The 23,605-nt window shown below is 68.7% G+C and carries 20 protein-coding genes; 13 read left to right on the top strand and 7 right to left on the bottom strand.

The genetic code is table 11. The features are described from left to right. Positions 1 to 24 precede the first annotated feature (24 nt). Together ABFX18_RS11325 and ABFX18_RS11320 are read left to right on the top strand one after the other, a co-directional pair. Positions 25 to 1,353, top strand: coding sequence for a hemolysin family protein (locus ABFX18_RS11325; protein ID WP_346058374.1), 1,329 nt, complete (start codon positions 25 to 27; stop codon positions 1,351 to 1,353). Further along, positions 1,350 to 2,396 carry a hemolysin family protein gene (locus tag ABFX18_RS11320; RefSeq protein ID WP_090147604.1) on the top strand — a complete coding sequence of 349 codons (1,047 nt, stop codon included), beginning with the start codon at positions 1,350 to 1,352 and terminating at the stop codon, positions 2,394 to 2,396. Before ABFX18_RS11325 ends, ABFX18_RS11320 begins: the two co-directional genes overlap by 4 nt. A 48-nt stretch (positions 2,397 to 2,444) precedes the next feature. Here the strand turns inward: ABFX18_RS11320 and ABFX18_RS11315 are convergent, their stop codons facing one another. The 3 genes from ABFX18_RS11315 to ABFX18_RS11305 form a co-directional block, all read right to left on the bottom strand. Beyond that, positions 2,445 to 3,029 carry a hypothetical protein gene (locus ABFX18_RS11315; protein WP_141653214.1) on the bottom strand — a complete coding sequence of 195 codons (585 nt, stop codon included), beginning with the start codon at positions 3,027 to 3,029 and terminating at the stop codon, positions 2,445 to 2,447. A gap of 113 nt (positions 3,030 to 3,142) precedes the next feature. Then, positions 3,143 to 4,348 (bottom strand): homoserine O-acetyltransferase MetX, encoded by a 1,206-nt coding sequence (gene metX / locus ABFX18_RS11310; RefSeq protein ID WP_090147611.1) that lies wholly within the window; start codon positions 4,346 to 4,348, stop codon positions 3,143 to 3,145. 75 nt (positions 4,349 to 4,423) lie between these two features. Next, positions 4,424 to 5,749, bottom strand: coding sequence for a bifunctional o-acetylhomoserine/o-acetylserine sulfhydrylase (locus tag ABFX18_RS11305; RefSeq protein WP_346058373.1), 1,326 nt, complete (start codon positions 5,747 to 5,749; stop codon positions 4,424 to 4,426). A gap of 222 nt (positions 5,750 to 5,971) precedes the next feature. Between ABFX18_RS11305 and ABFX18_RS11300 the strand changes: the two genes are divergently transcribed. Then, on the top strand, positions 5,972 to 6,745 hold the full coding sequence (locus ABFX18_RS11300; protein ID WP_200329660.1) for an SDR family oxidoreductase: 774 nt from the start codon (positions 5,972 to 5,974) through the stop codon (positions 6,743 to 6,745). Positions 6,746 to 6,772: 27 nt separating this feature from the next. Beyond that, complete coding sequence (locus ABFX18_RS11295) at positions 6,773 to 7,444, top strand: uracil-DNA glycosylase (protein WP_346058372.1); 672 nt, start codon at positions 6,773 to 6,775, stop codon at positions 7,442 to 7,444. Here ABFX18_RS11295 and ABFX18_RS11290 read toward each other — a convergent pair. Further along, positions 7,441 to 8,865, bottom strand: a complete 1,425-nt coding sequence (locus tag ABFX18_RS11290; RefSeq protein WP_346058371.1) for an amino acid permease — start codon at positions 8,863 to 8,865, stop codon at positions 7,441 to 7,443. The genes ABFX18_RS11295 and ABFX18_RS11290 overlap by 4 nt on opposite strands. Positions 8,866 to 8,962: 97 nt before the next feature. Next, a complete protein-coding gene (locus ABFX18_RS11285) occupies positions 8,963 to 9,907 on the bottom strand; it encodes an arginase family protein (RefSeq protein WP_346058370.1) in 945 nt (314 codons plus the stop codon). Positions 9,908 to 10,114: 207 nt separating this feature from the next. On the opposite strand from ABFX18_RS11285, the gene hutH reads away from it, so the two are divergent. The 5 genes from hutH (at position 10,115) to mfd (ending at position 17,628) form a co-directional block, all read left to right on the top strand. Next, on the top strand, positions 10,115 to 11,689 hold the full coding sequence (gene hutH / locus ABFX18_RS11280) for a histidine ammonia-lyase (RefSeq protein ID WP_346058369.1): 1,575 nt from the start codon (positions 10,115 to 10,117) through the stop codon (positions 11,687 to 11,689). A 35-nt stretch (positions 11,690 to 11,724) separates the two neighbouring features. Beyond that, positions 11,725 to 12,507 (top strand): IclR family transcriptional regulator, encoded by a 783-nt coding sequence (locus tag ABFX18_RS11275; protein ID WP_346058368.1) that lies wholly within the window; start codon positions 11,725 to 11,727, stop codon positions 12,505 to 12,507. A 170-nt stretch (positions 12,508 to 12,677) separates the two neighbouring features. Next, a complete protein-coding gene (locus ABFX18_RS11270; RefSeq protein WP_090147625.1) occupies positions 12,678 to 13,259 on the top strand; it encodes a 50S ribosomal protein L25/general stress protein Ctc in 582 nt (193 codons plus the stop codon). A 116-nt stretch (positions 13,260 to 13,375) separates the two neighbouring features. Then, the gene (pth, locus tag ABFX18_RS11265) at positions 13,376 to 13,999 is read left to right on the top strand and encodes an aminoacyl-tRNA hydrolase (protein ID WP_211647837.1); all 624 of its coding nucleotides are present in this window, start codon (positions 13,376 to 13,378) and stop codon (positions 13,997 to 13,999) included. Further along, on the top strand, positions 13,996 to 17,628 hold the full coding sequence (gene mfd / locus ABFX18_RS11260) for a transcription-repair coupling factor (RefSeq protein ID WP_346058367.1): 3,633 nt from the start codon (positions 13,996 to 13,998) through the stop codon (positions 17,626 to 17,628). The genes pth and mfd overlap by 4 nt, the downstream gene beginning before the upstream one ends. A gap of 93 nt (positions 17,629 to 17,721) precedes the next feature. Here mfd and ABFX18_RS11255 read toward each other — a convergent pair whose 3' ends face one another. After that, the gene (locus ABFX18_RS11255; RefSeq protein ID WP_200329648.1) at positions 17,722 to 18,264 is read right to left on the bottom strand and encodes a hypothetical protein; all 543 of its coding nucleotides are present in this window, start codon (positions 18,262 to 18,264) and stop codon (positions 17,722 to 17,724) included. Between the two features lie 104 nt (positions 18,265 to 18,368). On the opposite strand from ABFX18_RS11255, the gene ABFX18_RS11250 reads away from it, so the two are divergent. Continuing rightward, positions 18,369 to 19,076 carry a MazG nucleotide pyrophosphohydrolase domain-containing protein gene (locus ABFX18_RS11250; RefSeq protein WP_234037092.1) on the top strand — a complete coding sequence of 236 codons (708 nt, stop codon included), beginning with the start codon at positions 18,369 to 18,371 and terminating at the stop codon, positions 19,074 to 19,076. Between the two features lie 10 nt (positions 19,077 to 19,086). Here the strand turns inward: ABFX18_RS11250 and ABFX18_RS11245 are convergent, their stop codons facing one another. Beyond that, a complete protein-coding gene (locus ABFX18_RS11245) occupies positions 19,087 to 20,001 on the bottom strand; it encodes a LuxR C-terminal-related transcriptional regulator (RefSeq protein WP_346058366.1) in 915 nt (304 codons plus the stop codon). Between the two features lie 117 nt (positions 20,002 to 20,118). Between ABFX18_RS11245 and ABFX18_RS11240 the strand changes: the two genes are divergently transcribed. The 3 genes from ABFX18_RS11240 to hisS are packed head-to-tail and all read left to right on the top strand — an operon-like array spanning position 20,119 to position 23,462. After that, the gene (locus tag ABFX18_RS11240; protein WP_346058365.1) at positions 20,119 to 20,481 is read left to right on the top strand and encodes a DUF485 domain-containing protein; all 363 of its coding nucleotides are present in this window, start codon (positions 20,119 to 20,121) and stop codon (positions 20,479 to 20,481) included. Continuing rightward, a complete protein-coding gene (locus ABFX18_RS11235) occupies positions 20,478 to 22,097 on the top strand; it encodes a solute symporter family protein (protein WP_346058364.1) in 1,620 nt (539 codons plus the stop codon). The genes ABFX18_RS11240 and ABFX18_RS11235 overlap by 4 nt, the downstream gene beginning before the upstream one ends. Positions 22,098 to 22,151: 54 nt before the next feature. Further along, positions 22,152 to 23,462, top strand: a complete 1,311-nt coding sequence (gene hisS / locus ABFX18_RS11230; RefSeq protein ID WP_346058363.1) for a histidine--tRNA ligase — start codon at positions 22,152 to 22,154, stop codon at positions 23,460 to 23,462. Positions 23,463 to 23,605 lie beyond the last annotated feature (143 nt).

Genomic DNA, 23,605 nt, shown 5'->3' with positions numbered 1-23,605 from the left:
GATCGTCTTCTCCCGGAGTCGTGGATGAACGACTGGCTCCTCCTGCTCATCGGCGTCGTGCTGACGCTCGGGACGGGTGTTTTCGTGGCGTCCGAGTTCTCGCTCGTGGCACTCGACCGGCACGACTTGGAGCGCCGTCGCGGCGCCGGGGAGCGCGGGCTCGACCGCGTGATCCGAGGTCTCTCTCGCACGTCGACGCATCTCTCGAGCGCCCAGCTGGGCATCACGCTGACGACGCTGCTCGCGGGGTACACGCTGGAACCGGCGCTGAGCACCTTCCTCGGCGGCCCGCTCGCCGCGGTCGGGGTGCCCGAGGATCTGCGACGCGCCATCAGCGCTCCGATCGCGGTGGCCATCGCCACGGTGTTCTCGATGATCGTGGGCGAGCTCGTGCCGAAGAACTTCGCGATCTCCAAGCCGCTGGCCACCGCTCGGCTCGTGATGCCGGCCCAGGCCGCGTTCACGACCACGTTGAAGCCCGCGGTGATGGTGCTGAACGGGAGCGCGAACGGTATTCTGCGCACGCTCGGCATCGAACCGCAGGAAGAGCTGTCGGGCGCCCGGTCCGCGCAGGAGCTCTCGTCACTCGTCCGTCACTCGGCGAGCGCCGGACTGCTGGAGGCCGATACCGCGACCCTGCTCGATCGCACCCTGCGCTTCTCGGAGCTCTCCGCTGGCGACGTGATGACGCCGCGCCTGAAAGTCGAGAGTCTGCAGCGACTCGAACCCGCGAAGGCCGTGCTCGAGTTGTCGGGTCGCACCGGCTTCTCCCGCTTCCCGGTGATCGATGAGGATCGCGACGACATCGTCGGTGTCGTGCACGTGAAGCAGGCGGTCGCCGTGCCCCGAGCGAAGCGCGAGGACGTCCCGGTGGCGGCGCTCATGGAGGATGCGGTGCGCGTGCCCGAGACGATGCACCTCGACCAGTTGCTCGAGGAATTGCGGGCGAGCGGGTTCCAGCTCGCGATCGTCGCCGACGAGTACGGCGGGACGGCGGGTATCGTCACCCTGGAAGACCTGGTCGAGGAGATCGTCGGCGAGGTCGCCGACGAGCACGACCGGGCGGCCGCCGGCGTGGTGGGAACTGCTGAGCAGATGAGTTTCCCCGCCGACCTGCGCCCGGACGAGGTGCGCGAGCAGACGGGAGTCGAGATCCCGGAAGACGACGCCTACGACACCGCGGCCGGGTACGTGCTGCACGAGCTCGGTCGCATTCCCGAGGCCGGCGACGCCGTCGAGCTGCCCGATGGCGGTACGCTGCGCGTGATGCGCATGGACGGTCGGCGCATCGCCCGTCTGCAGTACACGAGCGCGCCAGCGGCGCCATCGGCGGCCGAGGGGGAGAGCGCATGAGCGACTGGGTCGGAATCCTGTGGTTGGTGGTACTGCTCGCCGCCAACGCGTTCTTCGTCGGCGCCGAGTTCGCCGTGATCTCCGCTCGGCGGTCGCAGATCGAGCCGCGCGCGGAGGCAGGGTCGAAGCGCGCGCAGACAGCGCTCTACGCCATGGAGCATGCGACGCTCATGCTCGCGACGAGTCAGCTGGGCATCACCGTGTGCTCCTTGCTGATCCTGAACGTCTCCGAGCCGGCGATCCACCACCTGCTCGAGGGGCCGCTGCATTGGACGGGCATTCCCGAGCAGGCGGTGACCATCGCGGCGTTCGTGCTCACGCTCGTCGGGGTCTCGTATCTGCACGTGGTGTTCGGCGAGATGGTCCCGAAGAACGCCGCGTTCTCGATGCCGGATCGCGCCGTGCTGCTCCTCGCGCCGCCGCTCGTCGCGATCTCGCGCCTGCTCCGGCACATCATCGCGGCGCTCAACGCCGTCGCGAACGGCGTGCTGCGTCTCTTCGGCGTGGAGCCCAAGTCGGAGACGAACAGCACGTTCACGCTGGAAGAAGTGGCGAGCATCGTGAGCCACTCGACGCGCGAGGGCGTGCTGGAAGACCGCAGCGGTGCGCTCACCGCCGCCTTCGAGTTCACGACGAAGCGAGCGGAGGACCTGCTCGTCGCATCCGACCGCCTCGTCGTGCTCCCTGAGGGGTCGACGCCGGAGGACGTGGAGGCCGCGGTCGCCCGGCACGGCTTCTCCAGGTATCCCATCGCCGACGCGAGCGGCGAGCTCGTCGGCTACGTGCACATCAAGGACCTGGTGCGACTGGGCGAGGATCGCATTGCGCAGCCGATCCCGGCGAAGCGCATCCGCGAGATGGAATCGGTGCATGCGAAGACAGAACTCGAGGATGTGCTCGCCCGGCTCCAGGGCAGGGGCATTCATCTCGCTCGCATTCACGACGACGCGGGATCCGTCCTCGGGGTCGTCTTCCTCGAAGACGTCATCGAAGAGCTCGTCGGCGAGATCCACGACGCGACGCGCCGACAGCGTTTCGCCTAGGGCGGGCGGGCGTCCACGGCGCGTGCCGAAGCGACGCGCGGCCCGGCGCTATTGCGCCGTGAGTACGAGGTGGGCCGAGATCTCGTCGAACGGGAGCCCGGCCGTCGAGACGAGCAGATTGTCGGGGATGGCGAAGGTCACGTCGAACTGCGCCTGATCCTCGCCGAGCTCGGTCGGCTTGAGCTCGACGCTCGTGTTGGGCTGCGTGAGGCCCCCGACCGAGAGGGTGCCGACGGACGTCACGGTCTCTTCGATGTCGTCGCGTACGAGCATCGTCGGCCGGGTCTGCACGAAGGAGGCCTCAGGCATGTCGTCGATGACCACCTGGAGGTCGGCCGACATGATCATGCCGTCGCGCACGACCATGGTGCCCGTGGACGAGATGCGCTCGCCGAGCGCTTCGTGGAGCGAGGAGGCGCCGAGGGGCGCGATGAGGTTGATCTCGGTGACGTCGTACGTGCGATCCACCGGAACCGTCATGAGGTTCGAATCCGGGGCGGCGCGGAGTTCGGCGGCGCTCGCGTCGCTCTCCACCGCCGGGGCGCAGCCCGCGAGGCAGAGCGGGATCACGGCGGTGACGGACGCGACCACACCCAGAGCGCGCCAAGAAGAACGCGCGTGCACGATAGTCAAGCTGATGCTCCTCTTCCGGTGACGCAGAGACTCGGGCGGACGCGCCGGTCAGGTTATGGGGAGAGACTACGGCGCAAAGGTGGGAGGCCCCCGAGTGGCTGCTGCGAGGCCGTTCAGGCAGCGAGCAGTCGTCGGAGTTGAGCGCCGACGCGCTCGAACTCGATCAGAAACGCGTCGTGGCCGAACGGCGAATCGATGCGCGTCGCGCGCGACCCGTCGAGACTGCCGGGCGTGTGCCGCGCGATCTCATCCTGGCCTTCGAGCGTGAAGAGCCGATCGCTGGGGATGCCGAGCACGAGCGTCGGCACGTCGATCGTGGAGAGTGCGGCGCGCACGCCGCCGCGGCCGCGGCCGACGTCGTGCGAGTTCATCGCCTGCACGAGCGTGACGTAGCTGTTCGCGTCGAACCGTCGGGTGAACTTGTTGCCGTGGAAGTCGAGGTACGACTCGACGGCGAAGCGACCGCCGCCGCCGAGCGGACTCACCGCGGATTGCCACGCGCGACCGAACCGTTCGTCGAGCTCGGTATTGCTCCGGTAGTTGAGCAGGGCGAGCCTGCGCGCGGTGGCGAGACCGTGGTGGGGTCCGACCCCGTCGGGGGCGTCGTAGTAGTTGCCGCCGCGGTAGAAGGGGTCTGAGCGGATGGCTTCGAGCTGCACGAGATTGAGGCCGATCTGGTCGGCGGTGGTCACCGGGGGAGCGGCGATGACCGCGATCCGCGCCGCGCGATCCGGGTGCGAGATGCCCCACTCGAGGGCGTGCATTCCGCCCATGGAGCCCCCGATGACCGCCTCGAACCGCTCGATGCCGAGGGCGTCGGCGAAACGGCCGGCAGCGGTGACCTGATCGCGGATGGTGAGGTAGGGGAACCTCCCGCCCCACTCCAGGCCCGACGGGTCGAGGGAGCCGGGCCCGGTCGATCCCTGACACCCTCCGAGCACGTTGGGGGCGATGATGCAGAAGCGATCGGTGTCGAGGGGTTTGCCCGGGCCGACGATCTCAGACCACCAGCCGTCGGTCGGGTGCCCGGCCGCGGCGGGTCCCACGAGATGGCTGTCGCCCGTCAGGGCGTGAAAGACGAGGATCGCGTTGTCGCGCCGCTCATTGAGCGCGCCGAACGTCTCGTATGCAATGCGCACGTGGGGAATGACACTGCCGGCTTCGGTCTCGAGTTCTCCGACCGACACGAATGAGCGCTCGCCGACGGCATCGCCGTCCCGCCATCCGCCCGAGATCGGCGGCCGCCCCATCAGCGCGCGCAGTTGCGCATCGGTGATGAAATCGGTCGGGAACGAGTCCTCGGGAGTCTGCCAGTCCATGAGCACCAATTCTGTCGTGCGCAGCCGGTGCGAGGGCGAATATTACGCGCTGCGTCCGCCCCCGCACCGCACCGTCTAGGCGTTCGCGGCCGACTCGGCCACGACCTTGCGAGCCGCAGCGAATCCCTGCTCCAAATCGGCCTTGATGTCGTCGATGTGCTCGAGGCCCACCGACAGACGCACGAGCCCGGGCGTGACGCCCGCCGTCAGCTGCTGCTCGGGTGTCAGCTGCGAGTGCGTCGTCGAGGCCGGGTGGATGATCAGGCTGCGCACGTCGCCGATATTGGCGACGTGGCTGAAGAGCTCGACGTTCTCCACGACCGCGCGGCCTGCGTCGACCCCGCCCTTGAGCTCGAACGCGAGCACCGCTCCCACGCCCTTCGGTGCGTAGCGGTTCGCTGCGGCGTACCACGGGCTCGACGGCAGGCCCGAGTAGTAGACCGTCGCGATGTCATCGTGGGAATCGAGCCACTCAGCCACCTCCTGGGCGTTCTGCACGTGGCGCTCGACGCGGAGCGACAGCGTCTCGATGCCCTGCAGCAGGAGCCAGGCGCTGAGCGGGGCGATCGACGCCCCGAGGTCGCGCAGCAGCTGCACCCGCGCCTTGATGATGTACGCGATCGCGTCGCCGACGGCTCCCGTGTAGCTGACGCCGTTGTACGAGGGGTCGGGCTCCGTCAGCCCGGGGAACTTGTCGGCGTGCTGCGACCACTCGAAGACGCCTCCGTCGACGATCACGCCGCCGAGGGTCGTGCCGTGCCCGCCGAGGAACTTCGTGGCGGAGTGCAGCACGATGTCCGCGCCGTGCTCGAACGGGCGCACCAGGTACGGGCTCGCGACGGTGTTGTCGATGATGAGCGGCAGGCTGTTCTCGTGCGCGACATCGGCGACCGCACGGATGTCGAGCACGTTGGAGCGCGGGTTCGCGATCGACTCGGCGAAGAAGAGCTTGGTGTTGGGGCGGACGGCGCGCTGCCACGCTGCGGGGTCGTCCTGATCCTCGACGAAGGTGACTTCGATGCCGAGCTTCGCGAGCGAGTACTTGAACAGGTTGTACGTGCCGCCGTAGATCGACGCCGACGACACGATGTGATCACCCGAGTTCGCGATGTTCAGCACGGCGAACGTCGACGCCGCCTGCCCGCTCGCGAGCAGCAGCGCGCCGCTTCCGCCCTCGAGCGCGGCGATGCGCTCTTCGACGACGGCCTGGGTCGGGTTCGTGATGCGGGTGTAGATCGGGCCGAGCTCCGCGAGCGCGAATCGGTTCGCAGCCTGGGTCGTGTCGTCGAACACGAACGAGGTGGTCTGGTGGATCGGAACGGCGCGAGCCCCGGTCTCGTCGGGCTGCTGGCCCGAGTGGATCTGCCGGGTTTCGAACCCCCAGGCGCTCTGGTCGGTCATGATGACTCCTCGGTGAGTAGATTGCGATGTGCGAGTGAAGCTGCGGTGCGAGATGAAGTTGCGGTGCGGTCCGAGCGTACGAGACGCGTGCCGCGGCGGCAACGGAGCGAGTCGTATTGCGTAACGTGATTCGCGCCTCGTCAGCGCGCGTCGACCCGTCTGTTGCGAGCCGCGATGCCTCGCTAGGCTCGGAGCACGTACTGCCGAGCGGAAGAGGAGCGCATGCAACGTCGGGTCGTGGTCACAGGGGCGAGTTCCGGAATCGGAGCGGCGACGGTGCGCAGGTTCGCGGAGCTCGGCTGGGAGACCGTCGCCGTTGCGCGGCGGCTCGATCGTCTCGAGGCGCTCGCCGCCGAAACCGGTGCGCGAGCGATCGCGTGCGACGTGACGGATGAAGCCCAGGTCGCCGGCCTCGCAGCCGAGGTGGCGGACAGCGGAGGGGCGACCGGACTTGTGAACAACGCCGGGGGCGCCTGGGGCACCGAATCCGTCGAACACGCCTCGAATGCCGACTGGCGCCGTATGTTCGAGGTGAACGTGATCGGATTGCGCTCGGTGACGGCGGCACTCCTGCCGGTGCTGCGCGAGGGCGCGCGGCAGTCGGGATGGGCGTCGATCCTCAACCTGACGTCGACGGCCGGGCATGATGCGTACCCCGGCGGGGGCGGGTACAACGCCGCCAAATACGCGGCGCACGCCGTGACGCAGGTGCTGCGCCTGGAGCTCGGAGGCGAGCCGATCCGGGTCATGGAGCTGGCACCGGGACTCGTGCACACCGAGGAGTTCACGCTGAACCGGCTCCGAGGGGACGCGGAGGCAGCGCAGAAACCGTACGCGGACGTGATCCCGTTGCAAGCGGAGGACGTGGCGCGGGTGCTGGTCGGCGCCTTCGAGCAGCCTCCGCACGTGAATCAAGACCTCATCGTGCTCAGGCCGGTCGCGCAGACGAGCGTGTTCCACACGCACCGGGGCGAGCTCGCAGCGCGGGACGACTGACCGGTGCGCCCGCTTTCGACCGCCGGCATGGCGACCGACTGGGCGACGGCCCTCGGCCCCGTCGCGGAGCAGCTGGCCGCCGTCGAGCGCTTGGTGCAGTCGGAGCGCGCCGCCGGCATCGAGGTGCTCCCGAGCCCCGATCGCGTGCTCGCGGCGTTCGAGCGGCCGATGGCGGACGTCCGGGTGCTCATCGTCGGGCAGGATCCGTACCCCGCCCCGGGGCATCCGATCGGACTGTCGTTCGCGACGTCCGCCGATGTGCGCCCCATCCCGCGGAGCCTCAGGAACATCTACCGGGAGCTCGCAGACGACCTCGGCGTTCCGCCGGCCGAGCACGGGGATCTCACCGCGTGGGCCGATCGCGGCGTGCTGCTGCTCAACCGCGTGCTCACGGTGCGCGCCGGTGACGCCGGTTCCCACCAGCGGAAGGGCTGGGAACCGATCACCGCTCACGCGATCACGGCGCTCGCCGAGCGGGGCGGGCCGCTCGTCGCGATCCTGTGGGGGAAGCCAGCCCAGACGCTCGGGGCCCTGCTCGACGGAGTGCCCTGCATCGAGAGCGCGCATCCGTCCCCCCTCTCGGCGTCGCGCGGGTTCTTCGGCTCCCGCCCCTTCAGCCGTGCCAACGCTGCGCTCCGGATGCAGGGCGCCGAACCGGTCGACTGGTCCGTGCCCCCGGTCGAGCCAGCGCTCTTCTAGCGCCCGGCGGCGGGGACCACTCCGATGGGCTCGGTCTGATCGACGAGCTGGTACGGCTGACGCCCGTCGCCGCGCACCCACGCGAAGTAGCACGCGGTCACACCGGCGACCCAGACGAGTCCCACCCACAGCGCCGGGCGCGAGTCGGGAACGATTCCGACGAGCATGATGACGCCCACGATGAACGCGACCGTGAGCCAGGATGCGACCGGCCACAGGGGCACCGGGAACTCGCTGGGGAGCCGGTGCTCGCGCGCGATCTCCGCCTTCATGCGGATGTGGGCGACGAGAATCACGAGCCAAACCAGCACCGTCGCGAACGTGGCGAGCGCTCCGAGCAGGAAGAGCACTTGGTCGGGGTAGAAGAAGTTGAGCACGACACCGACGAGCAGGCCGATGATCATCGTGAGCACCGTCATGATGGGTACGCCGTTGCGCGTGGTGCGCGTGAATGATCGGGGAGCCTGGCCCTGTTCGGCGAGACCGTGCAGCATGCGACCCGCACCGAAGATGTCGGCGTTCATGGCTGAGAGCGCCGCGGTGATGAGGATCACGTTGAACACGGCTGCCGCGGCCTGGAACCCGATCGACTCGAAGATCGAGACGAACGGGCTCGTCTCGCCGGTGATGTCGACCCAGGGCTGGATGCACATGATCACCCCGAGGGTCAGCACGTAGAAGAGCAGGATCCGGATCGGCACCGAGTTGATCGCCTTCGGGAGCACCTGCTTCGGATTCTGGGCTTCGCCGGCGGTGACGCCGATGATCTCGATGCCGCCGAAGGCGAACATCACGATCGTGAACGAAGCGATCACACCCCAGATGCCGTGCGGCATGAACCCGCCGTGCTCGACCAGGTTCTGCGGTCCCATCTGATCGTGGCCGGCGACGCCGAAGCCGAACAGGATGACGGCGACGCCCGCGACGATCAGCGCGACGATCGCGACGATCTTCACGAGCGCGAACCAGAACTCGAGTTCGCCGAAGACGCGGACGCCGAGCAGGTTGATGGCCGCGATGAAGCAGACGACGGCCAGCACCCACACCCACTGCGACACGTCGGGGAACCAGAACCGCATGTAGACGCCGATCGCGGTCGCGTCGAAGACCGCGACGAGGAACATCTCGAATGCGAAGGTCCAACCGACGAGGAAGCCGGCGAACGGGTGGATGTAGCGCGACGCGTACTGGCCGAACGATCCCGACACCGGGTGCCGCACGACCATCTCGCCGAGCGCCCGCATCACCATGAATACGGCGGCGCCGCCGATGATGTAGGCGATGAGCACCGCCGGGCCCGCGGTCTGGATCGCGCCGGAGGAGCCCATGAAGAGCCCCGTGCCGATCGCTGAGCCGAGGGCCATGAACCTGATGTGCCGAGCGGTGAGGCCGCGCCGGAGGCCGGAATCGGTCGTGGTCATGAAGAACATCCTTTCGTCGTCGAACGGATTCTGTGGAATCGGGCGCACTCGACGGACCCGTGTCGCGGGGAGTGCTGCCGTGCGGGAGGGCGGGGGGCTACCGACCGAGCCGTCGTGCGAGCCCGGCCGCGGCTTCGAGCACGAGCAGGGCGGCGAGTCGCACGGTGCGACCGTCGGGTGCGTCTGCGGCGGCGTCGACCTCCGCGATGTCGATGCCGCGCACGCGCGGATCGGCTGCGAGCAGTCGGGCTGCACGACGGATCTCGTGCGCCTGCAGGCCGCCGGGGATGGAGGCCGGGCAGCCGGGAGCGACGGAGCGATCGCACACGTCGACGTCGAGATCGACGTGCACCGGCCCGCCTCCTGCGCCTGCGATGTCGAGCGCCTCTGCGATGACGTCGGGCATGGGTCGGTCGTGGAGCTCATCGCGATGGATCACCGTCACGCCGAGCTCCTTCGCGCGTCGTCGATACGCACGGGAGTTCGCGAAGTCGGCGATCCCCACCTGGACGATGCGCCGCGGGTCGAGACCCGCCTCGATGAGGCGACGCACCGGCGACCCGTTGCTGCGACCGTCTCTGAGGTCGTGATGCGCGTCGAAGGTGATGAGGCCGGCCTGGGGGAGGTCGGATCCCGCGATGCCGAGTGCGGCGGGCACGGTCAGCGCGTTGTCGCCGCCGAGCGCGACGACGAGTTCGGTGCGAGCGGCGAGAGCCGCGATCGCGGACGCCGCCGCGAGCTCTCCGTCCTCGGTGTCGGGATCGACGCAGTCGCCCGCGTCGACGATGCGCAGGGCCTCGTCGAGCACGATCCCGGACTCGTCGCCGCGATCGTCGGGCAGTGCGGATCCGACGATGTGGCTCGAGTACCGCTGCAGCGCGTCGCGCACCGCTGCGGGGGTCTCGTGCGCGTTCGACGGCGAGAGCGAGGTGCGCGAGGTCGGTACGCCGATGAGTGCGAGATCCGCCGGTCCATCGGGGTCGGGAGACGGCCATCCTCCCGTGCGCGGCCAGGACGGATCTTGCGGCAGACCGGGTGCCATGGGCGTCTCCTCGTGATCGTAGGGGTGCTGCGACGCACCGCGCGAGCAGCGGTGCTGCTTCCCAGTGTGGAGCGTCTCCCGGCTCTCGCGCAGCACGAGGAGCGAGCTGCGCGTCCGGGATCCCGGATCGAGACGACGTCCGGGATCCCGGACACCGATGGACTGCCCGAGCTGTCCGCGGTGCCGCTCGTGCGGTGGGATCGATGCATGACAGCTCCCCACCCAGCGACCGTCGTGCTCGGCGACGCTCCGCTCACCGTCGCCGACGTCGTATCGGTTGCCCGCCACGATGCACGGATCACCATCTCCGACTCCAGCCGCCAGCGCGTCGCGGCGAGCCGCAGGGTCATCGAGGATCTCGCGAACGACACTCGACCGCACTACGGGATCTCGACGGGGTTCGGTGCTCTCGCGAACGTCCAGATTCCCGTGGAGAAGCGTCAGCAACTGCAGCGGAGCCTGATCCGATCGCATGCCGCCGGAACCGGCTCGGAGGTCGAGCGCGAAGTCGTCCGAGCATTGATGCTCCTGCGTCTGAACACGCTCGCGAGCGGTCGGACCGGCGTGCGCCTCGAAGTCGTCGAGACGTACGCCGCGATCATCAACGCCGGCATCACCCCGGTGGTGCACGAGTACGGCTCGCTCGGGTGCTCAGGAGATCTGAGCCCGCTCGCGCACTGCGCGCTCACGCTGATGGGGGAGGGCCACGTGCGCACGGCGGCAGAGCCCGACGGGCCCACCGTGCCGGCCTCGACCGCGCTCGCAGCGGCGGGCATCGAGCCGCTGGTGCTCGCCGAGAAGGAGGGGCTCGCGCTGATCAACGGCACCGACGGCATGCTCGGCATGCTCTGCCTCGCCCTCACCGACCTCGCCAGCCTGCTGACGATCGCGGATGTCTCGGCCGCAGCCTCCATCGAGGGACTCACGGGGACCGACGCCGTCTTCGCGGCGGATCTCCACGCGCTCCGTCCGCACCCCGGTCAGGCGACCTCGGCCGCGAACATGCTGCGCGTGCTCGAGAACTCCCAGCTGGTGCAGCGGCCGCGCGAGGGCGAGTTCACGCGCGTGCAAGACGCGTACTCGCTCCGATGCGCCCCGCAGGTGCACGGCGCCGCCCGAGACACCGCGGCGCACGCAGCCAGGGTCGCGAGCGTCGAACTCGTCTCGGCGATCGACAACCCGGTCGTCCTGCCCGACGGCCGCGTCGAATCGAACGGCAACTTCCACGGCGCACCCGTCGGCTACGTGCTCGACTTCCTCGCGATCGCCGTCGCCGACGTCGCGAGCATCTCGGAGCGCCGCACCGACCGCTTCCTCGACGTGGCGCGCAATCACGGCCTCCCGCCGTTCCTCGCGGCGGACGCTGGCCTCGACTCCGGCCTCATGATCGCGCAGTACACCGCGGCGGGGATCGTCTCCGAGCTCAAGCGGCTCGCCGCGCCGGCCTCGGTCGACTCGATCCCGTCATCGGCGATGCAGGAGGACCACGTCTCCATGGGCTGGGCGGCGGGCCGCAAGCTCCGGCGCTCCATCGACGGGCTCGCGCGGGTGCTCGGGATCGAGCTGCTCGCATCGACGCGCGCGCTCGACTTCCGTGCCGCCTCCGGTCTCGGCGAGCCGGCGCCCGCGACGGCGGCGATCCATGCGCTCTTCCGCACCCGGATTCCCGCGCCGGAGACCGACATCTTCCTGTCTCCGACGATCACGGCCGCTCACGAGCTGATCGTGAGCGGAGCGGTGCACTCGGCGCTCACCGGGGCGCTCGGCGCGCCGCTCGACTGAGTCGCAGCGGACGCCGACCGGATAGGCTGCGGAGCGTGGGCACCCCGAAGGTTCCGGCCGCGGATCAGACGCTGCGGATCCTCAGCCTGCTCGCGGGCTCCCGCGGGCCGCTCGCGGCGAGCATGATCGCGAGCAAGCTCGATCTGCCTCGTTCCACGGTCTACCATCTGCTGGACGCGTTGCAGGAGCACGGGTTCGTGATGCACCTGCCGGAGGAGCGCCGTTTCGGTCTCGGTATCGCCGCAGTCGACCTCAGCTCGGCCTACGCGCGCCAGGAGCCGCTCGCGAGGATCGGGCGGCCCCTGCTCGCCGCGCTCGTCGATCGAGTGCGCCTGAGCGGCCACCTCGCGGTGCCCCATGGACGCGACGTGCTCTACGTGGTGGAGGAGCGCGCACCCGGCTCCCCGCCGCTCGTGACCGACGTCGATGTGCGGCTCCCCATGCAGCTCACGGCGAGCGGTCGGGCGATCCTCGCCGCGCTTCCGAAAGCGCAGGTGCGGGCGCTCTTCCCCGACCGCGAGTCCTTCGTCCACCGTCACGTCGATCCGGGCGGGATCGACCGGTACTCGAGGCTGCGGAGCGTGCTGGATGCGACGCGGACGCGCGGCTACGCGCTGGAGGAGGGCTCGGTGACCGCGGGGCTCTCCTCGATCGGGGTGCCGGTGCCGGATCACCGCGGGTGGCCCGTCGCGGCGATCGCCGTGACCTACCCGGAGGGCGCGGTCGAGCCGGAGGTCGCCGCGGCGCTCGCCTCAGAGGTGCACGCGGCGGCGGAGACGCTGTCGGCGAGGATCCACGGGCGCCGGGCTTCCTCGTGAATGGTGTAAACTCGGAGGCTGTACTTCGGCGAGGGGCCTGCGAGCCCGTGATCGACGCGGGACGGACTGCCTCAGCGGGCCATCTTGCTGCGTGATTTACGCAAGTGCGAGACACCAATCCGGCGGCCAGACCGCCCTCATTGGGCGAGAGCCCGCAAGGAGAAACCACTATGAGCGAGACCAGCCAGCTCGTCGGCCACGCACGCGAGAACTTCGGCAAGGGAGCGGCGCGCAAGCTTCGCGCCGCCGGTCAGACCCCGGCCGTCGTGTACGGTCACGGCACCGACCCGATCCACGTCGCCGTCGACACGCACCCGCTCAGCCTGATCATCCGTCAGGCGAACGCCCTGATCGAGCTCGACGTCGCCGGTGAGAAGCAGCTCGTGCTCGTCAAGGACGTGCAGAAGGATCCGGTGCGCCAGATCATCGAGCACGTCGACCTCATCGTGATCAAGCAGGGCGAGACCGTCGAGGTCGAGGTGCGCGTGCACGTCACCGGCGAGTCGTTCTCCGGTACGAACGCCCTGCAGGAGCTCAACAGCCTGCACCTGAGCGCTCCCGCGGCATCGATCCCCGACAGCGTCGAGGTCAGCGTCGAGGGTCTCGAGGAAGGCGCGCAGATCCACGCGGGCGACATCGAGCTCCCCGAGGGCGCGACGCTCCTCGGCGATCCCGAGCAGCTCGTCGTCAACATCGTCGTGCCGCGCGGCACCGCCGAGGACGAGGACGAGGCAGCAGAAGCAGCCGAGTAAGCTCCACACGATTACGGGCCCGTCGGCTCGGCGATGCGTCGCCGGCCGACGTCCCGTTCGTCTGTCAGGGCGAGTGTCGGCGGCGGCTGCGATGATGGACGCCGAAGGGGGAACGGATGTTGTGGAAGCGGAAGAAAGCGGAGGATCCCGTGTCGGATGACACTTGGCTCATCGTCGGTCTGGGCAACCCAGGGGCGAAATACGAGGCGACGCGGCACAACGTGGGGCAGATGGCGCTCGATGTGCTCGCCGCTCGCATCGGAGGCCGCTTCTCGTCGCATCGGGCCGGCGCACGCGTCGCCGAGGGGCGACTCCGCGCCGGGGGGCCGAAGCTCATCCTGGCCAAGTCCAACGGTTTCATGAACACTTCGGGCGGGCCGACCTCTGCACTCGCGAAGTACTTCGCGATCCCGGCCGAGCGCGTCATCGTGCTCCACGACGAGCTCGACGTGCCGTTCGACACCGTCAAGCTCAAGCAGGGAGGCGGGCACGGCGGTCATAACGGCCTGCGCGACATCGCGAAGGCGCTCGACACCCCTGGCTTCCTGCGCGTGCGCATCGGCATCGGTCGTCCGCCGGGTCAGCAGGACCCCGCTGATTTCGTGCTGAAGCCGTTCGCGACGTCGGAGCGCAGCGCGCTCCCCGTCCTGCTCGAGGATGCCGCCGACGCGGCCGAGTCCCTCGTCGACGAGGGGCTGCTCGCCGCTCAGCAGCGCTTCCACGGTCGGAGCGCCCAGTGACGCTGCGGGGGCTCGACCGTCTGCTCGAGTCGTCAGAATCGTTCGCGGCCGCACTGGAAGCCAGCTCGACCGACGCGGAGTTCTCGATCGCCGAGGGATTGCGCGCACCGCTCATCGCCGGGTTGCTCCGCAGACGCCGCGCCACCGGCGACCGCGGCGCGCTGCTCGTGATCGCAGCGACCAGCCGCGAGGCCGACGCGATCCGCTCGGCCCTGGCATCGCTCCTCCCCGAAGCGATCACGACCGAGTTCCCCGCGTGGGAGACGCTCCCGCATGAGCGGCTCAGCCCGAGCGCGGAGACGGTCGGCCGCCGAGCTGAGTCTCTGCGGCTGCTCCGCGAGTACGACGGCGAGGTGCCGCTCGTGATCGTCGCATCGGTCCGCGCCGCCCTGCAGCCGGTGTCGCCGCACGCCGCCACCGCCGAGCCCATCGAGCTGGCCTCGGGGCGCACCACGAAGGGTCTCGATCCCATCGCGCGGCGCCTCGTCGAGTACGCCTACACGCGTGTCGACATGGTGACGCGACGCGGCGAATTCGCGGTCCGCGGCGGGATTCTCGACGTCTTCCCGCCGACCGCGGATCAGGCGGTGCGCGTCGATTTCTTCGGCGACGAGATCGATCAGATCAAGCGCTTCGCGGTCTCCGATCAGCGCAGCGCAGGCGATCCGCTCGATGCGATCGAGCTCTGGCCGGCGCGCGAGCTGCTGCTCACCGACGACGTGCGCGAGCGCGCTGCGGCGCTGCTGCCACGCTTCCCGGCACTCGGATCGCTGCTCGAGAAGATGAGCGAGGGCATCGCCGTCGAGGGCATGGAGAGCCTTCTGCCGCAACTCGTTCCAGGCCTTGCGCCCATCACCTCGCTGCTTCCGGAGGGCGGTGCCGTCCTCGTCGTCTCACCGGAGCGCGTTGCCAGCCGCTCCGTCAGCCTCGCCGATACGAATCGAGAGTTCCTCGAAGCCGCATGGCAGGCGGCGACCGCTGGAGCCGATGCGCCGGTGCCCGTCGAAGACAGCGGCATGCTGGCCCTCGGAGAGCTGCGCGCAGCCTCGCAGGGGAGGCCGTGGTGGTCGGTCTCCAACTTCGTGCGTGACGAAGCGGGCGCCGGCGGCGTCGATGCGGCCGTGCCCGGCGACCCAGCGGTGATCGCCGTGCAGGGCGGTGCTTTCCCCAAGCCATCGCAGGCGGGCGACGCGACGGGCGCGGCGATACGACTGATCGGCGAGCGGCTGCGAGACGGATGGCACGCGGTCGTCTCCGCTCAGGGCGTCGGCCTCGTGGAGCGCGCGCGCGACGTCCTCGCCGACGCCGGAGCTGCCGCGCGCATCGTCGACGAACTGCCGGAGGCCTGGGAGGACGGCATCGTCTACCTCGTCACAGGCACCGCCTGGTCGGGCTTCGAAAGCGCCGAAGCCCGCCTGCTGCTGGCGACCGAGGCCGAGTTCTTCGGGCGATCGGCAGGATCGCAGGCCGGTTCCTCGCAGAAGCTCGCGAAGCGCCGCGGCAAGAACGTCGTGGATCCTCTGAAGCTCGTCGCCGGCGACTACGTCGTGCACGAGACGCACGGCATCGGGCAGTTCGTCGAGCTGACGCAGCGCATGGTTCCCACTGGCATCGGGCGCGATGCGACGAAGGCGCTGCGCGAGTATCTCGTGCTCGAGTACTCATCGACGAAGCGGGGAATGCCCCGCGACAAGCTCTACGTGCCCACCGACCAGCTGGACCAGCTCTCTCGATACGTCGGGGGCGAGGCGCCGACCCTCTCGAAGATGGGCGGCAGCGACTGGGCGACCGCCAAGAAGAAGGCGCGCAAGGCGGTGCGCGACATCGCGGTGGAGCTGGTGAAGCTCTATTCGGCGCGCGTCGCATCGAAGGGCTTCGCGTTCTCCTCCGATACCCCGTGGCAGCACGAGCTCGAAGAAGCCTTCCCCTACGCCGAGACCCTCGATCAGCTGACCACGATCGACGAGGTCAAACGGGACATGGAGCGCACGATCCCGATGGATCGCCTCATCGCGGGCGATGTCGGCTTCGGCAAGACCGAGGTGGCCGTGCGGGCAGCCTTCAAGGCTGTGCAGGACGGCAAGCAGGTCGCGATCCTCGTGCCGACCACGTTGCTCGTGACGCAGCACCTGGAGACCTTTCAGAATCGCTTCGCCGGCTTCCCCGTGCGCCTGCGTCCGCTCAGCCGATTCCAGTCCGACAAGGAATCGCGAGACACGATCGAGGGTCTCGCAGCCGGAACGGTGGACGTGGTCATCGGCACGCACCGTCTCCTCTCCGAGAACGTGCACTACAAAGACCTCGGGCTCGTCGTGATCGACGAGGAGCAGCGGTTCGGCGTCGAGCACAAGGACTCCCTGAAGAAGCTCAAGACGAACGTCGACATTCTCGCGATGAGCGCCACCCCGATCCCGCGCACGCTCGAGATGGCGGTGACCGGCATCCGCGAGATGTCGACGCTGGCGACCGCCCCTGAAGACCGCCATCCGATTCTCACCTTCGTCGGACCGCGGAGCGATAAGCAGATCACCGCCGCGATCCGGCGCGAACTGCTGCGCGAGGGGCAGGTCTTCTTCGTGCACAACCGCGTGCAATCGATCACGAGGGTCGCGAATCAGATCGCGGAGCTCGTGCCGGAGGCGCGCGTCGCGGTGGCGCACGGCAAGCTGGGCGAGCATCAGCTCGAGCAAGTGGTGCAAGACTTCTGGGAGCGCAAGTTCGACGTGCTCGTGTCGACGACGATCATCGAGACCGGCCTCGACATCGCGAACGCGAACACGATCATCATCGACAACGCCGACAAGTACGGCTTGAGCCAGTTGCACCAGCTGCGCGGGCGCGTCGGGCGCAGTCGTGAGCGCGCATACGCGTACTTCCTCTACGACCCGGACAAGCCGCTCACCGAGCACGCGCACGAGCGCCTCGACACCCTGGCGACGAACAACGAGCTCGGCTCGGGCATGCAAGTGGCCTTGAAAGACCTCGAGCTGCGTGGAGCCGGAAACCTGCTCGGCGGAGAGCAATCGGGTCATATCGCGGGCGTCGGTTTCGACCTGTATCTGCGCATGATCGGCGAGGCCGTGAGCTCGTTCAAGGGCGAGGAGATCTCTGGGACCACCGAACTGGTGCTCGAATTGCCCGTCGACGCGCACATCCCCGAGGAGTACGTGGAGAGCGAGCGGCTCCGACTCGAGGCGTATCAGAAGTTCTCCGCCGCTGCCCACCCGCAGGCGCCGGCCGAGCACGTATCACTCGTGCTCGAGGAGCTCACCGACCGCTACGGAGCGCCGCCGGTCGAGGTCGAACGCCTCGCCGCAGTCTCCGCGCTGCGCCGTCGGGCGTCGCGCCTCGGTCTCGTGAAGGTCGTCGCCGCGGGCCCAGCGCTGCGCATCGAACCGGTCGAGCTGCTCGATTCCCGGCGCATGCGCATGAACCGGATGTACCCGGGCTCTCGCTACGTCGAGGCGTCGAAGAGCCTGCAGATCCCGCTTCCGGGCGGCACCGCGTCATCGCGCAGTCCGCTCTCCGGAGTGGGGCAGAAGCACGTGGGCGACGAAGACGACATCGTGGCCTGGACGGGGCGCGTGCTGGCGACCCTCCTCGAGGAGGAATCGCCGGCGGCTGGCTGAGAAGAACTCGCTGCGCGTGGTGCTGGCCGGGTGCCGGCCGCACACGCGCAGCGAGTGGACAAGACCGTGGTCTTGCGTCGATCGCGCGGTGGGTCAGCCCGCGGAGCAGACGTCGTTGAGCTCGGAGCTCGCGTCCATGAGCGTCGACTGGCTGTCCTGCAGCTTCGTCTGCAGCTCCTGCGACTGCTGCTGCAGCTCTTCGGACTTCGTCTGCAGTTCTTCGAGCTTCGCCTGGTTGGCGGGGTCGGTCATGTCGAGCTGCGACATCTCCTGAATCTCCTGCATCGCGGAGAGGTCGATGCCATCGAACGTCTCGACGAACGACTTGTACTCCGTCACGAAGTTGTCGAGCGGCCCCTTGACGTCCTCGTTGGTGACCTTGCCCTGAGTGTCCTCAAGCGCATCGACCACCGGGGTGAAGATCGCGGCGAAATCTGTCTCTTCACCCGACATCGCACTCTGCAGCGCCGACTGCGCGTCGGTCTGGGACTGCGCGACGACATCCGTCATCGAATCCTGAGCGATCTTGCAGGCGTCTGCAACGCTCTGCCCGCCCGAGCAGGAAGCAAGGCTGAGTGTCAGCGCGGCCGCGCCGAAAATGCCGGCGATCTTGAACAGCGACTTCGTATCCGTCATGGAGATTCCCCCTCGTAAGCGTGGTTGCCCCGCCGATGTCCCCGGGGCCGCACCAGGCTATCAGGCGCTTTTCAGGGTCGCGGTGCCCGATAGGGTGGGTGAGTATGAGTACCGACGCAGCCGGTGATCCACGTCCATTCGAAGCTCTGATCGCCACGGTGCGTCGCCTCGTCGCGCCGGGTGGCTGCGCGTGGCACGAGGTGCAGACGCACGAGTCGCTCACCCAGTTCCTCGTCGAGGAGACGGCGGAGTTCATCGACGCGGTCGAGCGCGAGCTGCCGCCTGCAGAGGTGCAGTCGGAGCTCGGCGACGTGCTGTACCAGGTCCTGTTTCACGCCGCGATCGCGGAGCGCGATTCTGAGGGATACGACTTCGACAGCATCGCTGCGGCGCTGAACGAGAAACTCGTGCGCCGGCATCCCCATGTCTTCGGGGATCGCGGCTACATGACGGTGGAAGAACTGCACGCCGAGTGGGAGCGGCTCAAAGAGGATGCTGCTGGCGAGGAGCGGGGGTCGCGCGGCCCGCTCGAGGGCATCCCCGCTGGCATGCCGACTCTTGCCCGCGCCGCCAAGGTCATCGAGCGCCTGAAGCGGGCTGGTCTGATCGATCCGGGTGCGGGGGACGCGTATCCCGAGGATCCGCTCGCCGCGCTGATCGGTCCAGATGAGCAGCGACTGGCCGAATTCGGCATCGGTGATGCGATGCTCGCGATGCTGATGCGGGCGAATCGCGCTGGAGTGGATCCCGACCGCGCGCTGAGACTCGCGATCGATCGTCTCACGGCGCGCGTGCTGCACGACGACCGGTGACGCGCCGCTTTCAGACGAGGAAGCCCAGCGACCGTGCACGCGACACGGCAGCGTGCCGGGTCGACGCATCGAGCTTCGTCATGGCCGCATTGAGATAGCTCTTGATGGTGTTCTCGGTGAGACCCAGCATCTCGCCGATCTCCGCGTTCGTCGCGCCGAGCGCGACCTGCGTGAGCGTGTCGATCTCCCGCGGAGAGAGCTGGACCGGCACCCGGACTCGGGCGTGATGCCCCGGAGCCAGGGGAGCCGCCGAAAGCCCTGTGAGCTGCCGCTCGACGTCGAGGAGTCGTTCGCGCAGCCTCGGAGTGGGAGCCTCCGCGATCGCTCCGCGAAGTCCGGCGTGGACGGTGCGCAGCGTCTCGACCGTCGCGGGCGGGAGGTGCGGGAAGTGCGGGAGGTGCTGGGGGAGCGGGAGGAGCTGAGATCGGTCGGAGGTCCAGTCACTCGCACGGGCGCCGCCCCGCGCCTCGACGCGTCGAGCGACCTCATCCTCGATGCTCAACTCGCGCGAGAGATCCCGCGCAACACCGGCGGCGATGCGCGCGAAGTTCGTTCCCGGCATCATCGACCCGCGCGTTCCCCCGTACAGCACGGCACGCGCCTCGCCGTCGACCAGCACGGGCATCGCGAACAGTCCGACGATGCGCTCGCCGCGGATGTGCGCATCGTACTCGTGCGTGATCTGCCGGCTCGCCACGTAGTTCGCGGCGATCCGCGGTCGACGCTCGCGCAGCGCCCGCCCGCCGAGGCCCTGGTCCGTGCGCACGAGCACGCCCTCATTCGCGTTGTTCGCGGCACCGGAGATCGCGGTGAGCATCGTCACTCCGGCTCGCTCCAACCCGCCGAAGGCGACGTCGAACCGGGTCTCTCGAGCGAACACGTCCACTGCTTCGCGCAAGATGCGCTGCACGTGATCCTCATCCATTCATTGCACGAGTTCTACCCACTTTCGGAGGTAGCTCACGCTAACACTCGTTTTCTAGGATCAGCATGAGTCGTCGCAACGCTGCGACGAGGAAACTTGAGTTCAAGGGAGAAACGAGTGACCGAATCAGCATCTACGCATGAAAACCAGTGGGAGCCCGTCGATTACGTCGCATTTCAGGCCAGACCCGACTTCCGGGAGCTGAAGCATCGGTTCCGCAGCTTCGTCTTCCCGCTCGCGGTCGCCTTCATGCTCTGGTTCCTGCTCTACGTGGTGCTCGCCGCATTCGCGCACGATTTCATGGCGGCACCCCTGCTCGGGATGAACGTGGGGCTCTGGCTCGGGCTCGCGCAATTCGTCACGACGTTCGCGATCACGATGGCGTACGTGCGGTTCGCGAACCGCAGGCTCGACCCGCGCACCACGGCGCTCCGGTCCGAACTCGAGGCGCTCGAGAGGCTCGAGGGGGACGCCCGATGATCGCGACGATCCTCCCCGCTCAGGCGACCGGCGCCGAGCAGAACCCGGTGCTCAACATCGCCATCTTCCTCGCATTCGTCGCGGTGACGATGGTGATCGTCATCCGCGCGAGCCGCGACAACAAGAGCGCCGCCGACTTCTACGCGGGTGGGCGCTCGTTCTCGGGTCGCCAGAACGGTGTGGCCATCGCCGGCGACTACCTCTCGGCGGCGTCGTTCCTCGGCATCGTCGGAGCGATCGCGATCAACGGGTACGACGGATTTCTCTACTCGATCGGGTTCCTGGTCGCCTGGTTGGTCGCTTTGCTGCTCGTCGCGGAGCTCATGCGCAACACCGCGAAGTTCACGATGGCCGACGTGCTCTCGTTCAGGCTGCAGCAACGCCCCGTGCGCATGGCGGCGGCGCTGACCACGCTGGCCGTGTCGTTCTTCTACCTCCTCGCCCAGATGGCGGGAGCCGGCGGCCTCGTCTCGCTGCTCCTCGGAGTCAGCGACGCACTGGGCCAATCACTGGTGATCGCCGTCGTCGGCGTCGTCATGATCTGTTACGTGCTCATCGGGGGGATGAAGGGGACGACCTGGGTGCAGATCATCAAGGCAGTGCTGCTCATCGCCGGAGCGGCCGCTATGACGATCTGGGTCCTCGCGCTCAAGGGCTTCAACTTCGCCGCCGTGCTCGATGCGGCCGTGCAGCACCCCGAGAACGCGAACGGTGCCGCGATTCTCGCGCCAGGGCTGCAGTACGGCGCCAACCCGATCGACTTCGTCTCGCTCGCGCTCGCCCTGGTGCTCGGCACTGCTGGTCTCCCGCACGTCCTCATGCGCTTCTACACGGTGCCGACGGCCAAGGATGCGCGGAAATCAGTCGTCTCGGCGATCTGGCTGATCGGCATCTTCTACCTGTTCACGCTGGTGCTCGGCTACGGTGCGGCCGCGCTGGTCGGCCCCGAGACCATCGCCAATGCGCCCGGAGGCCAGAACTCCGCCGCACCGCTGCTCGCAGCAGAACTCGGCGGACCCCTGCTGCTCGGGTTCATCTCGGCGGTGGCCTTCGCGACGATCCTCGCCGTGGTCGCCGGCCTCACGATCACCGCATCGGCTTCATTTGCGCACGACATCTACAACAGCGTGCTGAAGAAGGGTCGCGCGTCGGCGAAGCAGGAGGTGAAGGTCGCCCGCATCACGACGCTCGTGATCGGCGCTGCGGCGATCCTCGGCGGGATCGGGGTGCAGGGGCAGAACGTCGCCTTCCTCGTCGCGCTCGCGTTCGCGGTCGCAGCTTCCGCGAACCTGCCGACCATTCTGTACTCGCTCTTCTGGTCGAAGTTCACCACCCGCGGCGCCGTCTGGTCGATGGTCGGCGGCCTGCTCTCGGCGGTCGTGCTCATCGCGTTCTCACCGGTCGTCTCAGGGTCGGAGACCGCCATGCTCGGGGCTGACGTGGACTTCGCGATCTTCCCGCTGCAGAACCCCGGCATCGTGTCGATTCCTCTCGGCTTCCTGCTCGGCTGGCTCGGCTCTGTGACGAGTTCGCGGAAGGAGTCGAAGAAGCTGGCTGCCGAGATGGAGGTGCGCGCGCTGACCGGATACGGCGCCGAGCCGCCCGTGCAGCACTGAGCGCCTCGCCAGGCGGCGGGCGAGCGGGTGCGAGCCGTGGAAGAATGGTGAACCATGGCCCAACCCGTGAACCCGCCGCGCGGCATGCGCGATTTCCTTCCCGCCGACAAGGCGCGTCGCGAGCACGCGCTCGGGATCATCAGGGGCGTCTACCGCTCCCACGGCTTCGATGAGATCGAGACGCCCGTGGTCGAGGACTACGCACGGCTGCACGCCGGGCTCGGAGGCGACAACGAGAAGTTGAGCTTCTCGATCCTGAAGCGCGGCATCCGCCCTGAGGCGCTCGCCGCAGCCGCTGAGGCCGGCGACGCGGAGCAGCTCGCCGATCTCGGCCTGCGATTCGACCTCACGGTGCCGCTCACCCGGTTCTTCGCAACGCACCGCGCCGAGCTGCCGCCCGTGTTCCGCTCCATCCAGATCGCCCCGGTCTGGCGGGCCGAACGCCCGCAGAGAGGGCGCTACCGTCAGTTCGTGCAGGCCGATATCGACATCATCGGCGAATCCGGGCTGCTCGCGGAGGTCGAGCTCATCACGGCGACCTCGCAGGCGCTCGCAGCACTCGGCCTCGCCGACTGCGTCATCCGCGTGAACGACCGGCGGATCCTCTTCGGTCTGCTCGCGCACTGCGGCTTCGCTGCCGAGACGCACGACCGGGCGCTGATCACCATCGACAAGCTCGACAAGATCGGTGCGATTGGCGTCGTCGAGGAACTGCGCGAGATCGATCCCGATGCGGCCGACCGCATCGGTGCGGTGCTCGCGGGCGTCGAGCCGGCACTGAACGCGGATGGAGCGGGTATCGGCATCCCGCTCACGCGTGAAGCCATCGCAGGCGTGCTGCCCGATGGGGTTGCTGAGGACGGTGTCGCGAGCCTCGCCGCGCTGGGGGAGGCGCTCGAGGGCGGGCTGCCGGAGGGCGTCGCCGTGCGCTTCGACCCGACGCTCGTGCGAGGCATGGGGTACTACACGGGGACCATCTTCGAGGTGGCGCACCCCGGGTCGGGCAGCTCGGTCGGCGGCGGGGGACGGTACGACGGCATGGTCGGCCGTTTCCTGGGGCAGGACGTGCCGGCCGTCGGGTTCTCCATCGGGTTCGAACGCGTCGTCGACCTGCTCGCACTGCCGGAGCCGACCGGACCCGACGCGGTGGCGCTCATCGCCGATGTCGACGTGGTCCCGGCGGATCTCCTGGCGTTGAAGCGCGCGCTCGTCGAGCGCGGGCACCGGGTTCGCCTCGAGAAGCGCCAGAAGAACATGAAGACGCTGCTCGCGCGGATCGCTGAAGACGGCTTCAGCCGCGTCGCCAACGTGCGGCCAGGGATGTCGGATCTCGGCGAACTGGAGTTCAGGCAGCTCGCCGACTGAGTCCGGACGGCGCCGAACTGCGGTGCTCGGTGAGAGATTCGGCGTCGGTGAGGTCGGATCGGGCGGCGGTTTCATGTGGTCGTTGCAACACCCTTCATTCGAAGGGATGTACCCGCTATGCCTCGTATCAGCAGAATCCTGCA

It is taken from the genome of Leucobacter alluvii (genome assembly GCF_039530485.1).
Classification (GTDB): domain Bacteria; phylum Actinomycetota; class Actinomycetes; order Actinomycetales; family Microbacteriaceae; genus Leucobacter; species Leucobacter alluvii.
Note: the sequence above shows the minus strand (reverse complement) of the source record. Positions and strands in the feature narration are given on the sequence as shown.